Origin of the sequence: Isoptericola variabilis (assembly GCF_050311655.1) — a bacterium.
Classification (GTDB): Bacteria; Actinomycetota; Actinomycetes; order Actinomycetales; family Cellulomonadaceae; genus Isoptericola; species Isoptericola variabilis.
This window is the reverse complement of the sequence record NZ_JBNOZM010000002.1, coordinates 115,428-128,037: the sequence shown is the minus strand read 5'-3', so window position 1 is coordinate 128,037 and position 12,610 is coordinate 115,428. Positions and strand designations below refer to the sequence as shown.

Annotated in this window: 10 protein-coding genes; 5 read left to right on the top strand and 5 right to left on the bottom strand. The window is 77.3% G+C overall.

Annotation, left to right across the window (positions count from 1 at the left end; all coding sequences use genetic code 11):
* Positions 1 to 20: 20 nt before the first annotated feature.
* The 3 genes from ACQP60_RS05000 to ACQP60_RS04990 form a co-directional block, all read right to left on the bottom strand.
* A complete protein-coding gene (locus tag ACQP60_RS05000) occupies positions 21 to 3,632 on the bottom strand; it encodes an error-prone DNA polymerase (RefSeq protein ID WP_429729001.1) in 3,612 nt (1,203 codons plus the stop codon).
* An 82-nt stretch (positions 3,633 to 3,714) separates the two neighbouring features.
* Positions 3,715 to 5,454: a Y-family DNA polymerase gene (locus tag ACQP60_RS04995; protein WP_429728999.1), complete on the bottom strand. Its 1,740-nt coding sequence runs from the start codon at positions 5,452 to 5,454 to the stop codon at positions 3,715 to 3,717.
* Complete coding sequence (locus ACQP60_RS04990; RefSeq protein WP_429728997.1) at positions 5,454 to 6,305, bottom strand: hypothetical protein; 852 nt, start codon at positions 6,303 to 6,305, stop codon at positions 5,454 to 5,456. The genes ACQP60_RS04995 and ACQP60_RS04990 overlap by 1 nt, the downstream gene beginning before the upstream one ends.
* 283 nt (positions 6,306 to 6,588) lie before the next feature.
* Here ACQP60_RS04990 and ACQP60_RS04985 point away from each other — a divergent pair, with 283 nt between their 5' ends.
* From ACQP60_RS04985 to ACQP60_RS04970, 4 genes are all read left to right on the top strand, one after another.
* Complete coding sequence (locus tag ACQP60_RS04985; protein ID WP_429728995.1) at positions 6,589 to 7,764, top strand: zinc-binding dehydrogenase; 1,176 nt, start codon at positions 6,589 to 6,591, stop codon at positions 7,762 to 7,764.
* Positions 7,761 to 8,555 carry a 3-oxoacyl-ACP reductase FabG gene (gene fabG, locus ACQP60_RS04980; RefSeq protein WP_429728993.1) on the top strand — a complete coding sequence of 265 codons (795 nt, stop codon included), beginning with the start codon at positions 7,761 to 7,763 and terminating at the stop codon, positions 8,553 to 8,555. The genes ACQP60_RS04985 and fabG overlap by 4 nt, the downstream gene beginning before the upstream one ends.
* 85 nt (positions 8,556 to 8,640) lie before the next feature.
* Positions 8,641 to 9,135 carry a MaoC family dehydratase gene (locus tag ACQP60_RS04975; protein WP_429728991.1) on the top strand — a complete coding sequence of 165 codons (495 nt, stop codon included), beginning with the start codon at positions 8,641 to 8,643 and terminating at the stop codon, positions 9,133 to 9,135.
* Between the two features lie 71 nt (positions 9,136 to 9,206).
* Positions 9,207 to 9,692: a pyridoxamine 5'-phosphate oxidase family protein gene (locus ACQP60_RS04970; protein WP_429728989.1), complete on the top strand. Its 486-nt coding sequence runs from the start codon at positions 9,207 to 9,209 to the stop codon at positions 9,690 to 9,692.
* Between the two features lie 18 nt (positions 9,693 to 9,710).
* Here the strand turns inward: ACQP60_RS04970 and ACQP60_RS04965 are convergent, their stop codons facing one another.
* Entirely contained in the window at positions 9,711 to 10,418 is a 708-nt protein-coding gene (locus ACQP60_RS04965) for an SDR family NAD(P)-dependent oxidoreductase (protein WP_429728987.1), read from the bottom strand.
* A gap of 102 nt (positions 10,419 to 10,520) precedes the next feature.
* On the opposite strand from ACQP60_RS04965, the gene ACQP60_RS04960 reads away from it, so the two are divergent.
* On the top strand, positions 10,521 to 11,366 hold the full coding sequence (locus ACQP60_RS04960) for a helix-turn-helix domain-containing protein (protein ID WP_429728985.1): 846 nt from the start codon (positions 10,521 to 10,523) through the stop codon (positions 11,364 to 11,366).
* A gap of 12 nt (positions 11,367 to 11,378) precedes the next feature.
* Here ACQP60_RS04960 and ACQP60_RS04955 read toward each other — a convergent pair whose 3' ends face one another.
* Complete coding sequence (locus ACQP60_RS04955; RefSeq protein WP_429728983.1) at positions 11,379 to 12,605, bottom strand: acetyl-CoA C-acetyltransferase; 1,227 nt, start codon at positions 12,603 to 12,605, stop codon at positions 11,379 to 11,381.
* Between the last annotated feature and the right edge of the window lie 5 nt (positions 12,606 to 12,610).

Below are 12,610 nucleotides of genomic sequence, written 5' to 3'. Positions count from 1 at the left end.
GGCGGCCCCCCTGGTGCCGGTCACCGGAAGTCCCGGGACCGGGTGGCCACGGGCAGCCGCAGCGGCGCGAGGTGCTCCGCGAGCAGGTTGACCGCGCCGTCGGCGCTCTCGACCCGGCCCCGGACCACCATCGCGGGGGCGCCGCGCGCCACCGTCCGGAAGCGGCGCCACAGCCCCGCCGTGCAGATGACGTTGAGCAGCCCCGTCTCGTCCTCGAGCGACAGGAACGTCACCCCACCCGCCGTGCCGGGGCGCTGCCGGTGCGTCACGACGCCGCCCACCGCCACCCGCCGGCCGGGCTCCGTGGCGCACACCCCCGCGACGGTGAGCACCCCCGCCCTGGTCAGGCCCTCGCGCACGTGCTCCAGCGGTGACGTCGAGCCGGGCGTGATGCCGGTGGCCCAGGCGTCGGCGACGTCGGTCTCGACCGGCGTCATGCCCGGCAGCGTCGGTGCGTCCACCCCGACGGACACGCCCGGCAGCGTGCCCGGCCCCTCCTGGCCGAGCGCCCCCGCCGCCCACAGCGCCTCCCGACGCCCGGCGCCCAGGCCCTCCGTGGCGCCCGCGGTGGCGAGCGCCTCCAGCTGCGCGGTGCTGAGCCCCACCCGGCGGGCCAGGTCGCGCAGGTCGCGGAACGGGCCGCGCTCGGTCCGCTCGGCGACCATCTGCTCGGCCAGGTCGTCGCCGATGCCCCGCACCGCCGACAATCCCAGCCGGACGGCCAGCGCCGGGTCGGGCGCCGGCCCGAAGTCGTCACGCTCGGAAGGCGGGGGCGACGGTTCCGCCGCACGCTCCACGCACGCCAGCGCGCGGGAGGCGTTGACATCCGGCCGCAGCACCTGCACCCCGTGCCGACGCGCGTCGGCGGCCAGCGACTGCGGCGAGTAGAACCCCATGGGCTGCGCGGCCAGGAGGCCTGCGTAGAACGCGGCGGGGTGGTGCACCTTGAGCCACGAGCTCGCGTACACGAGGTAGGCGAAGGAGTACGCGTGCGACTCGGGGAAGCCGAAGTCGGCGAACGCCTTGAGCTTGTCGTAGATCTCCTCGCGCACCGCCGGGTCGTCCACCCCCTTCTTCCGCATCCCCTCCATGAGCCGCCCGCGCAGGGCCTCCATCCGCTCGACCGACCGCTTGGAGCCCATCGCCCGGCGCAGCTGGTCGGACTCGGCGGGGGTGAAGCCCGCGACGTCGATCGCCATCTGCATGAGCTGCTCCTGGAACAGCGGCACGCCCTTGGTCTTGCCGAGCGAGCTCTCCAGCAGCGGATGGAGGAACGTCACGGGCTCACGGCCCCGCGCCCGCTCGATGTACGGGTGCACGGACCCGCCCTGGATGGGCCCGGGCCGGATGAGCGCGACCTCGATGACGATGTCGTAGAACGTCCGGGGCCGCAGGCGCGGCAGGGTGGCCATCTGGGCCCGCGACTCCACCTGGAACACCCCGACGGTGTCGGCGGCGCACAGCAGGTCGTAGACCGCCGGGTCCTCCTGGGGCAGGCCGTGCAGCGTGAGCCGCTCCCCCGTCTGCTGCTCGATCGAGTCGAACGCGTACCGGATGGCGGTGAGCATCCCGAGGCCGAGCAGGTCGAACTTCACCAGCCCCGCGTCGGCGCAGTCCTCCTTGTCCCACTGCAGCACCGTGCGCCCCTCCATCCGCGCCCACTCCACCGGGCAGACCTCGATCACCGGGCGGTCGCACATGACCATCCCGCCGGAGTGGATGCCCAGGTGGCGCGGCAGGCGCAGCATGCGGTCGGCCAGGTCGAGCACCGGGCCGGGGATCTGTCCCTCCTCCTCGGCCGACGCCGGCCGCTGCGCCGGCACGACGTCGTGGGCGTCGTCGGCGCGGCGCACCTCCCCCTCGTCCGTCGCGAGCGGGTCGACCACCCGCTGGTGGCCCAGCGTCGGCGACCAGTCCCGGCGGCCGGTCCCCGGCAGGTGCCCCGCCGCGTGCCCGGTGTGCGGGCGGTCGGCACGCCCTCGACCGGAGGTCTTTCCGCGCGGCGGCCCGCCCGGGAGCGACTCCGCCGGGCCCCACAGGGCGGCGACGCGCGCGTCCTTCGCGGCGGTCCGGTTCGACGGCGCCCCGCCCTCGGAGCCTGCGGCCGCCCGGGCGGCCTGCACCGCGGCGTCGGCGGCCGGGCTGGCCGGGTCGGGGCCGCGCAGCGACCCCCAGCGCTCGATGGACTTGCTCCACGCGTCCTGCTGCCCGACGTCGTACCCGAGGGCGCGGGCGGCGTCGCGCACCGCGGAGCGCGGCCGGTAGGAGATGACGTTCGCGACCTGCGCCGCGTGCTGCCGACCGAACTTCGCGTAGACGTGCTGGATGACCTCCTCGCGGCGCCCGGACTCGATGTCGATGTCGATGTCCGGCGGCCCGTCGCGCTCGGGCGCGAGGAAGCGCTCGAAGAGCAGCCCGTGCTGCACGGCGTCGACCGCGGTGATGCCGAGGGCGTAGCAGACCGCCGAGTTGGCGGCGCTCCCGCGCCCCTGGCACAGGATGCCCTCGGTGCGGCAGAACTCCACGAGGTCGTAGACGACGAGGAAGTAGCCGGGGAACGTCAGGTCCTCGATGACGCGCAGCTCGTGGTCGATCTGCTTCCAGGCCTGGGCGTTTCCGGCACCGCCCGTCGTGGGCCGCGGGCCGTACCGGTCGGTGGCCCCCCGTCGCACCAGCTCGCGCAGCCAGCTGGCCTCGTCGTGACCCGCCGGCACCGGGTACGGCGGCAGGTTCGGCGCCACCAGGCGCAGGTCGAAGGCGCACTCCGCCGCGAGGCCCGCCGCCGCGGGGACGGCCCCGGGGTGGCGCCGGTGCAGCGCCCGCATCTCGGCGGCCGAGCGCAGGTGCGCGACCGGGGCGCCGGGCAGCCAGCCGTCCAGGCCGTCCAGCGAGGAGCGCGCCCGCACGGCGGCGAGCGCGCCCGCCAGGTCGGCGTCGCGCGGGCGGGCGTAGTGCGCGTTCGCGGTGGCGACGACCGGCAGGCGCGCGTCGCGGGCCAGGGCGGCGAGCGCGTCGTGCAGGTCGGCGTCCCGCGGGTCGCCCGTCGCGGTGAGCTCGACGGCCACGTTGTCCCGTCCGAACGTCGCGACCAGCAGGTCGAGCTCGCGCCGGGCCGCGTCGACGCCGCCCGCCGGGGCGGTGAGCGCACGCCGGACGGCGCCCTTGCGGCACCCGGTGAGCACGAGCCACTCCCCGCCCGCCTCCGCGCCGAGACGCTCGAGGTCGTACCGGGCCTTGCCCTTGACCCCGGCGTCCAGGTGGGCGGTCGCGATCGCCCGGGACAGGTTGCGGTAGCCCTGGTCGCCGCGCGCCAGCACCAGCAGGTGGGTGGCGCGCGGGTCGGGGACGCCGGTGGGCGGGTCGAGCACCGGCCGGCTCCCCGCGGTGCCCGGCGCCGCCCCGGGCGTCACCGGCGCGGGCAGGTGCAGCTCGGCGCCGAAGACGGTGGGCAGCCCCACCTTCCGCGCCGCCTCCGCGAACCGCACCACCCCGTACAGCCCGTCGTGGTCGGTCAGCGCCAGCGCCTCCAGGCCCAGGCGCGCGCCCTCGGCCGCCAGCTCCTCCGGGTGGGACGCGCCGTCGAGGAAGCTGAACGCCGAGTGCGCGTGCAGCTCCGCGTACCCGCTAGTCATCGCTCTCTCATGACCGAGGCTGCGGTTCCGCTCCTGGCGCGTGCCTCGTTCCTCGGCCCCCACCCTCCGCTGCACCTCCGCCTCAGTCATAGAACGCCTCCACCTGCCACACGCCGCCGGTCTGCGCCAGCAGCAGCGCCCGCCCGTCGTCGAGCACCGCCTGCAGGTAGACGCGGCGCGCTCCCCCGCCCGCCGACCACCAGCGCTCGGCGAGCGGCCAGGGGCCCGCCCACCCCGTCACCGCGGCCACGTCCTGCGCCCCGCCCGCCCCGCGACCGCCGCCGCACGCGACGGCGGCGGGCTCGCCGCTCATCGCGAGCCGGGCGTCCACGACGACGTCGCGCCCCGCGGCGTCGAGCACCCGGGCGGGCACCGGCTCGTCGGGCAGGCCCGCGGGCGCGGGGCTGGGCAGGGCGCCCGGCCAGGGCAGCCCGGGGTCACGGCCCGCGCCGCCCTCCGTGCCGAAGGGCACGAGCCGCACCCGGTCGCGGGGACCGCGGCCGCCCTGCAGCTCCACCGTGAGCACCGCGTGCCCGCCGAGCAGGCCCTGCACCCGCCCGAGCGCGCGCCGGGCGCGCTCACCCTCGCCCGCGTCCGCGCCCCACAGGCCGGGCTGGTGGGTGGTCGCCGGGACGACGTCCTCCGCCGCCAGCGCCAGGTGCGCGATCGGCGCGACGACCGGGTCGGCCCCACCCCCGCGCCGGGCGGACGCCGCGGTCAGCCAGCCCTCGAGCTGCCACCGCACCCGGTCGGTGATCCGCGCCGCGCTCATGCCGCCGGCCGCGGCGTCGTCCGTGCGCCACACCCGCTCCAGCACGGTGCCCCCGCCGTCCCCGCCGACACCCCCACCGACGTCGTCCCCGCCGAGGTCGGCGCCCGCCGTGCGCGCGGTGATCCGCAGCCGCCCGCACGCCAGCCCGCGCGACGCGAGCAGGTCGTGCAGGGCGGTGGCCAGGCGGCGCGCGGCGAAGGTCGCGACGTCGACCCGCAGGGCGGGCGGGTCGAGCTCCTCCGCCACCGCCAGGTCCTCCTCGATGCGGCGCCGCGCCGGCGGGCGCAGGTCCTCGCCGCGGGCCAGCCGCTGCGCCCAGGCGCCGAGGTCGCCGAAGCGCGCCTGCACGCTCGCGGCGGGCAGCGCGGCCAGGTCGCCGAGGGTGCGCAGGCCGAGCCGCCACCACAGCCCGGCCGCCTCCCGGACGGCGGCCACCCCGGCCGGGTCGCAGACGGCGTGCACCAGCTCCCCCACGGGGCGGTCGGCGAGGAACGCCGCGGACCCGCCCGGGGGCACGACGGCGTCCTCGCGGGCGGCGAGCACCGCCGCGAGCAACCCGTCGGCCACGCCCACCTGGCTCTCGTGCCCGGTGCGCGCGGCGACGGCGCCCACCAGGGCCTGCGCCAGCGCGAGCTCCGACCCGTGGTAGCGCGCGGCCCCGCCCGCCGGCAGCAGGAGCAGCCCCGGCCGGGCCACCTCCAGGCCCGCCACCACCGTCTCGGCCGCGAGCGCCACGGGCTCGAACTCGCGTGCGTCGCGGGCGTCGTCGGCGGCCAGCAGCGCCACCTCGGGGCACCGCTCCTGCGCCTGCCGGCGCCGCATCCCGCGCCGCACCCCCTGGGCGCGGGCGACGGCGGAGACGGCCACGACGGTGTGCCCGGCGCCCGACCCGCCCCCCGAGCGCGCGCCGAGCACCGCCGCGGGGACGTGCGCGTCCAGGCCCGCGCCCGTCAGCGCCGCGACCACCGGCCAGTCCGGGACCCACAGCACGGCCGTCCGCGAGGTGGCCCCCGTCGGGGCCGCCTGGGACGCAGCCTTCCCGCCCGTCATCACGCCACCCGTAGCCGGGCGGTCCGCCGGCCGTCCTCGCCGGCGTGCTCGACGGCATGCTCGACGGCGGGGTGCTCGGCGTGCTGCTCGACGCCTGGGACGGCGCCCGCGGCGGGGCCGCCGACGACCCGCTCGACCCGCAGCGGCACGTCCACCTCGATCTCGGCGGGCCGGGCGGCGGCCCCGCGGCCGGTGCGCCGCACCCGCAGGGTGCGGCGGCGCAGCCAGCCGGCCCCGTGGTCGACGCCGGACCAGGTGCCGCCTCGCGCGTCCAGGGTGACGTGCGCGCCGGGCCACGCCGCCTGCGACACCAGCACCGCGCCGCGCTCCCGCGCGCGCGCCGCCAGGCGACGTCGGTCGCCGTCGAGCAGGGCGGCGCCCGGGCCGACGACCACCACGTCCATCCCGTCGAGCAGCGCGGCGAGGGCTGCCGGCGCGTCCGGGCCCGGGGCGGGCACGAGCACGGTCCGCCCGAGCGCGATCCCGGCGTCCGCGGCGGCCAGCATCCCGACACCGGGCGCACCGACGAGGGCGACCCACGCCCCGGACCGCGACGCCTCCGCCAGCAGCGCGAGCAGGAGCGTGGTCGAGCCGCGCACGGCGAGCACCGTGCCCGCCGCCAGGCCGCCGTCGGGCAGGAGGCCCGCCAGCCCAGGGTGCACCGGCAGCAGGCGGCCGGCCGGTTCCGTCGCGCGAACGCCAGGACGTCGACCGGGGTGCGGACGCTCCACGGAGCGCTGGCCGGTGCGCTGCTCCGCCGCCCGCAGCGCGGCTCGCGCGACGGCGGCCCGGTCGGGCAGCTGGTCGGGCAGAGATCGGGTCGCGGTCCGCGGCGGGGCGTCGACCGTCATGCGACCTCCCCCCGAGCCCGACGCCGGGCGAGCGCCCGCGGACCACACCAGCAACGACCGGACGACGGCGGCACGACGGCCGACCGCCGTGTTCGAACGCCTGTTCGAACACTGTCAGTAGACGCCGCGGTGGCGACCGCTGTCAACCGCGCAGGTCGCCCGCTCGGGCCGCCCGGGCGGGCGCCCGACTCGTGTACGCTGCACTCGACATACCGCGCAGTCGGTATGTCGAGTGACGGGGCTCCCGGGAGCAGACTGGGCCTCGACGACGAGGAGGTCGACCGTGCAGATCGTGGGCGCCGTGCTGGACCGCACCGGGGCATCACCCCCGTACGCCACCTCCGGGGCGCTGCGTGCCACCACGCTCGAGCTCGACCCGCCCGGGCCCGGCGAGCTCCTGGTCCGCATCGAGGCCGCCGGGCTGTGCCACTCCGACCTGAGCGTGGTGGACGGCAGCCGCGAGCGCCCCGTCCCCATGCTCCTCGGCCACGAGGCCGCCGGGATCGTGGAGGCGGTCGGCGCCGGCGGGGACGACGACACGGACGACGACACGGACGGCGAGCCCGACGGCATCGCCCCCGGCCGCCGCGTCGTCCTGACGTTCCTGCCGCGGTGCGGCGCCTGCGCGGCCTGCGCCACGGACGGGCGGCTGCCCTGCACGGTCGGCAGCGCCGCCAACGCGGCCGGCACGCTCGTCGGCGGCGCGGTGCGGCTGCACCGCGGTCCCACCCCGGTCCACCACCACCTGGGCGCCAGCGCCTTCGCGACCCACGCCGTCGTGCACCGCACCTCCGTCGTCCCGGTGGACGACGACGTGCCCGCCGACGTCGCCGCCCTGCTGGGCTGCGCCGTCCTCACGGGCGGCGGCGCCGTCGTGAACGCCGGCCGCCCGGCGACCGGCGACCGCGTGACCGTCGTCGGGCTCGGCGGCGTCGGGATGGCCGCCCTGCTCGTGGCGCGCGCCCTGGGGCACGAGGTGCTGGGCGTCGACCCGGTGCCCGCCAAGCTCGAGCTGGCCCGCAGCCTCGGCGCCACGGCCTGCACCCCCACGGAAGCCCTCGACGCGGCCCTCGACACCGCGCACGACGGCGGCGCGCGGGCACCCCTGGTCGTCGAGGCCGCCGGGTCGGCCCGCGCGTTCGAGACCGCCCTCGCGCTCACCGCCCCCGGCGGCACCACCGTCACGGCAGGGCTGCCCGGCCCCGACGCCCGCGCGTCCGTCGCGCCCCTGACGCTGACGGCCGAGGCCCGCACCGTCGTGGGCTCCTACCTCGGGTCGTCCGTGCCACGGCGCGACATCCCGCGCTACGTCGACCTGTGGCGGGCCGGCCGCCTGCCGCTCGAGTCGCTCGTCTCGGCCCGCATCGGGCTCGAGGACCTGCCGACCGCCCTGGACCAGCTCGCCGCCGGCGCCCAGCTGCGCCAGCTCATCACCTTCGACGAGAGGATCACCGCATGACCGCCACCACCGGCTCCACCTCGCCCGTCACCCGCTCCGACACGCCGCGCGTCGCCGTCGTCACCGGCGGGGCCCGCGGCATCGGCGCCGCGACCGCGCGCCGCCTGGCCGCCGACGGCCACGCCGTCGCCGTCCTCGACCTCCTGGAGGAGCAGGCCGCCGAGACCGCCGCCGGCATCGTCGCCGCCGGCGGCCGGGCGATCGGGATCGGCGTGGACGTCGCCGACGCCGCCGCGGTCGAGGCCGCCGTCACGCGCGTGACCGACGACCTCGGCGCGCCGACGATCGTCGTGAACAACGCCGGGATCCTGCGCGACAACCTGCTGTTCAAGATGTCCGAGGACGACTGGGACGCCGTGCTGCGCGTGCACCTGCGCGGCGCGTTCGTCGTGACCCGGGCCGTGCAGTCGCACATGGTCGCCGCCGGCTGGGGCCGCGTGGTCAACCTGTCCAGCACGTCCGCGCTCGGCAACCGCGGCCAGGCGAACTACTCCGCGGCGAAGGCCGGCATGCAGGGCTTCACCAAGACGCTCGCGATCGAGCTGGGCAAGTTCGGCGTCACCGCGAACGCCGTGGCCCCCGGCGTCATCGCCACCGACATGATCGCGGCGACGGCCGAGCGCATCGGCATGACGCCCGAGCAGTTCCACGCCGAGGCCGCCAAGGACGTGCCCGTCGGGCGGGTGGGGCAGCCGGAGGACATCGCCGCCGCCGTGTCGTTCTTCTGCTCCGAGGAGGCGTCGTTCGTCTCGGGCCAGGTGCTCTACGTGGCGGGCGGGCCGAAGGCGTGAGCGCGAGGAGCCCCCGCGGAGGGACGCCGAGGAACGAGGTGTGCCGGAGCGAGGCACCGCAGCGATCGCGCGAAAGGAGCAAGGCGTGAAGGGAGAGGAGGGCGTGAGCACGACCATCAAGGTCTCCTCCCCCGCCGCGCTGGGCGACGCCGTCGGGCAGCGGGCCACGGGCGAGTGGTTCACGATCGCGCAGGAGCGCATCGACGCGTTCGCCGACGCCACCGAGGACCTCCAGTGGATCCACGTCGACCCGTGGCGCGCCGCCGACGGCCCGTTCGGCACGACGATCGCGCACGGGTTCCTCACCCTGTCGCTGCTGCCCCGGCTGGCGTCGTCGCTGGTCGAGGTGGGCGGCGTCGCGATGGCGATGAACTACGGCCTGGACAAGGTGCGCTTCCTGCACCCCGTGCCCGTCGGCTCACGCGTCCGCGCGACGACGGAGCTCACCGGTGCCGAGACCGTCGCCCAGGGCGTGCGGCTGGCCTCGACCGTCACCGTCGAGATCGAGGGGGCCGACAAGCCGGCGCTCGTCGCGCAGACGCTGGCGTTGTACGTCCCCGAGGCGCCGTCCCCGTCCTGACGTCCGCTGCGACGCCCGACCTCGGCCCCGGGCTCCATGTGCCGGGGGCCGAGGTCGGGCAGGATGACGCCATGACGCCGAACCCGCAGGTCGCCCCCGGTCCCCGCCCGCGCGAGCAGCGCCTGGCCGACACCCTGGCGATGCTGAGCTCCCCTGTGCGGGACGTCTGGGTCGCCACGGCGTCGACGGCGCCCGACGGCACGCCCGTGCCGTACCTCGTGCCGCTGTCGCTGGCGTGGATCGACGGGCGGATCGTCCTCGCGCTCGAGGCGACGTCACGCACAGGCCGCAACCTGTTCGCCACGGGCACCGCACGGCTCTCCCTCGGCGCGACGCGCGACGTCGTCATGATCGACGCCGTCCTGGAGCGCTCGGTCCGCGTCGCCGAGGCGCCGCCGGAGCTCGCCGAGGGCTACGCCGCGCAGGCCGACTGGGACCCGCGCCCGGGCGGCGAGCACGACGTCTACCTCGTGCTCCGCCCCCACCGCGTCCAGGCCTGGCGCGAGGTCGACGAGCTCGCCGGCCGCACCCTCATGCGCGACGGCGAGTGGCTCTGAGGCGCGGGCTCGCTGCCGTCACCACGGCAGCACGCCGTCCCGGGAGACGAACGTCCCGGTCGGCCCGTCGGGGCCGAGCCGCGCCATCCGGACGATGGTCTCTGCCCCCTCGGCGACGGTCTGCGGCCCGGCGAAGCCGTTCAGCGCGGTGGCGGTGAACCCCGGCTCGACGGCGTTGACCCGCGCGGCGGGGAAGGCCTTCGCGTACTGGACGGTCAGCGCGTTCACCGCGGCCTTCGACGCCGGGTAGCCGAGCCCCGGGTAGAAGTGCGTGGGGCCGTCCGGATCGCTCAGCCCGGTCAGCGACGCCAGGCCGCTGGACACGTTGACGATCACGGGCGCCGCCGAGCGGTGCAGCAGCGGCCAGAAGGCGTGCGTGACGCGGACGACGCCGAGCACGTTGGTCGCGAACGTCCACAGCACGTCGGCCGCCGTCTCGTCCGCGGGCGTCGGGATCGCGTTGCCGGCCCGCCGGGGCTCGATCCCGGCGTTGTTGACCAGCACGTCGAGGCCGCCCGCCTCCCCGACGAGGTCGGCCGCGGCGGCGACGGAGTCGTCGTCGAGGACGTCGAGGGCCACGAAGCGCGCGCCGAGCTCCTCGGCGACGGCGCGCCCGCGGTCGGCGTCGCGGGCCCCGATCCACACCTCGTGGCCGACGGCCGCGAGCCGGCGCGCCGTCTCCTCGCCGAGTCCCCTGGTCGCTCCGGTGATGAGTGTCGTCGTCATGCCGCCAGCGTCGCCGCCCGGCGCGACGCCAGGCAGTCGTCGGGCTGTCGTAGGACCGGCAGGGCCAGGACAGCCGGGCCGCCCGGGAGGCACACTCGACGCGTGGGACCCACGGAGCTCGGCCGGGCGGTGCGCCGCTGGCGCGACCGCGTCACCCCGGAAGCGGTGGGCGCGCCCGTCGGCGCGCGCCGGCGAGCGCCCGGGCTGCGCCGGGAGGAGCTGGCGGACCTGGCCGGCATCTCGGTGGACTACCTCACGCGCCTCGAGCAGGGCCGCGCCACGTCGCCGTCGGCCCAGGTCGCCGAGGCCCTCGCCCGGGCGCTGCGGCTGACGGACCCGGAGCGCGAGCTCCTGTTCCGCCTCGCCGGGCTCGCGGTGCCGGGCGCCGGGGCCGTCCCGACGCGCGTCCCGCCGAGCGTGCAGCGGCTGCTGGACCGCCTCGCGGACAGCCCGGTCGCGGTCTACGACGCGACCTGGACGCTCGTCGTGGCCAACGCGGCGTACGACGCCCTGCTCGGCGCGACGACGGCGTGGCGCGGCATCGAGCGCAACGCTTTGTGGCGCCACCTCGTCGGGCCGGGGTCGCGCGTCGTGCACACCGCCGAGGAGCACGCCGACCTCGTCGCCGGCCTGGTCGGCGACCTGCGCCTGACGGCGGCGCGCTACCCCGCCGACCCCCGCGTGCGGCGGCTCGTGGCCGAGCTGGGCACGCTGAGCCCGCGGTTCGTCGAGCTCTGGGAGTCGGCCGAGGTCGCGCGCCGCGACGTCCCGTCCCGGCACAAGGTCGTCGACCACCCCGCGGTCGGGCGCCTCACCCTCGACTGCGACACCCTGGTCGTGGCGGGCGACGACCTGCGGGTCATGGTCTACGGGGCGGAGCCCGGCACCGACGACGCCGAGCGGCTCGCGCTCGCCGTCGTGCTGGGCACGCAGGCGTTCGTGGGGTGAACGGCCGTCGCCCTACGCGACGCGCTCCAGCACCATCGCCATGCCCTGCCCGCCGCCGACGCACATGGTCTCGAGCCCGTAGCGGCCGCCGGACACCTCGAGCCCGTTGATCAGCGTCGACGTGATGCGCGCGCCGGTCATGCCGAACGGGTGCCCGACGGCGATGGCGCCGCCATGCACGTTGAGCCGCTCGTCCTCGATGCCCAGCTCGAGGGCCGACGCGATGACCTGCGCGGCGAACGCCTCGTTGATCTCGACCAGGTCCATGTCGTCGATCCCGAGCCTCGCGCGCGCGAGCGCCTGCCGGCTCGCCTCGACCGGCCCGAGGCCCATGATCTCGGGCGAGAGCCCGGTGACGCCGGTCGACACGATGCGGGCGAGCGGCGTGAGGCCGAGCTCCTCGACGACGCGGTCGGAGACCACGACGACGGCGGCGGCCCCGTCGTTGAGCGGGCACGCGTTGCCCGCCGTGACCGTGCCGTCGGGGCGGAAGACGGGGTCGAGCGTCGCGAGCTTCTCCACCGTCGTCCCGGGGCGCGGGCCGTCGTCCGCGGACACCACGGTCCCGTCGTCGAGCGTGACGGGCGTGATGTCCCGCGCCCAGAAGCCGTCCGCGATCGCCGCCTCGGCGCGCTGCTGGCTGCGCGCCGCGAACTCGTCCTGGTCCCGGCGCGAGATGCCGCGCAGGTCCGCGACGTTTTCCGCCGTCTGCCCCATGGCGATGTACGCGTCCGGCAGACCGCCGTCGGCCCGCGGGTCCGTCCACGTCCCGGCGCCGCCGACGGCGCGCTTCGCGGTGCGCTCCAGCGCGTCGGCGAAGCGCGGGTTGGTGAGGTCGACGCCGGGGATCTCGTCGCTCGACCCGACGGCCATGCCGCTCACCGACTCGACGCCGGCGGACACGAAGACGTCGCCCTCCCCCGCCTTGATGGCGTGGAACGCCATGCGCGTGGTCTGCAGGCTGGAGGAGCAGTAGCGGGTCACGGTGGTGCCGGGCACGGCGTCCCAGCCGTTCAGCACGGCCACGACGCGGGCCATGTTCATGCCCTGCCGTCCGCCGGGCAGCCCGCAGCCGAGCATGAGGTCGTCGATGCGGGCGGGGTCGAGCCCGGGCACCCGCGCGACGGCCGCGGCCGCCATCCGCGCGGCGAGGTCGTCGGCGCGGACGTCCTTGAGCGAGCCCTTGTGCGCGCGGCCGATCGGCGAGCGCGCGGTGGCGACGATGTACGCCTCGGTCATGTCGT

Coding starts and splice junctions, on each gene's coding strand:
- ACQP60_RS04990 (WP_429728997.1), bottom strand. CDS start 6,305: ATGACGGTCGACGCCCCGCCGCGGACCGCGACCCGATCTCTGCCCGAC.
- fabG (WP_429728993.1), top strand. CDS start 7,761: ATGACCGCCACCACCGGCTCCACCTCGCCCGTCACCCGCTCCGACACG.
- ACQP60_RS04970 (WP_429728989.1), top strand. CDS start 9,207: ATGACGCCGAACCCGCAGGTCGCCCCCGGTCCCCGCCCGCGCGAGCAG.
- ACQP60_RS04965 (WP_429728987.1), bottom strand. CDS start 10,418: ATGACGACGACACTCATCACCGGAGCGACCAGGGGACTCGGCGAGGAG.
- ACQP60_RS05000 (WP_429729001.1), bottom strand. CDS start 3,632: ATGACTAGCGGGTACGCGGAGCTGCACGCGCACTCGGCGTTCAGCTTC.
- ACQP60_RS04995 (WP_429728999.1), bottom strand. CDS start 5,454: ATGACGGGCGGGAAGGCTGCGTCCCAGGCGGCCCCGACGGGGGCCACC.
- ACQP60_RS04955 (WP_429728983.1), bottom strand. CDS start 12,605: ATGACCGAGGCGTACATCGTCGCCACCGCGCGCTCGCCGATCGGCCGC.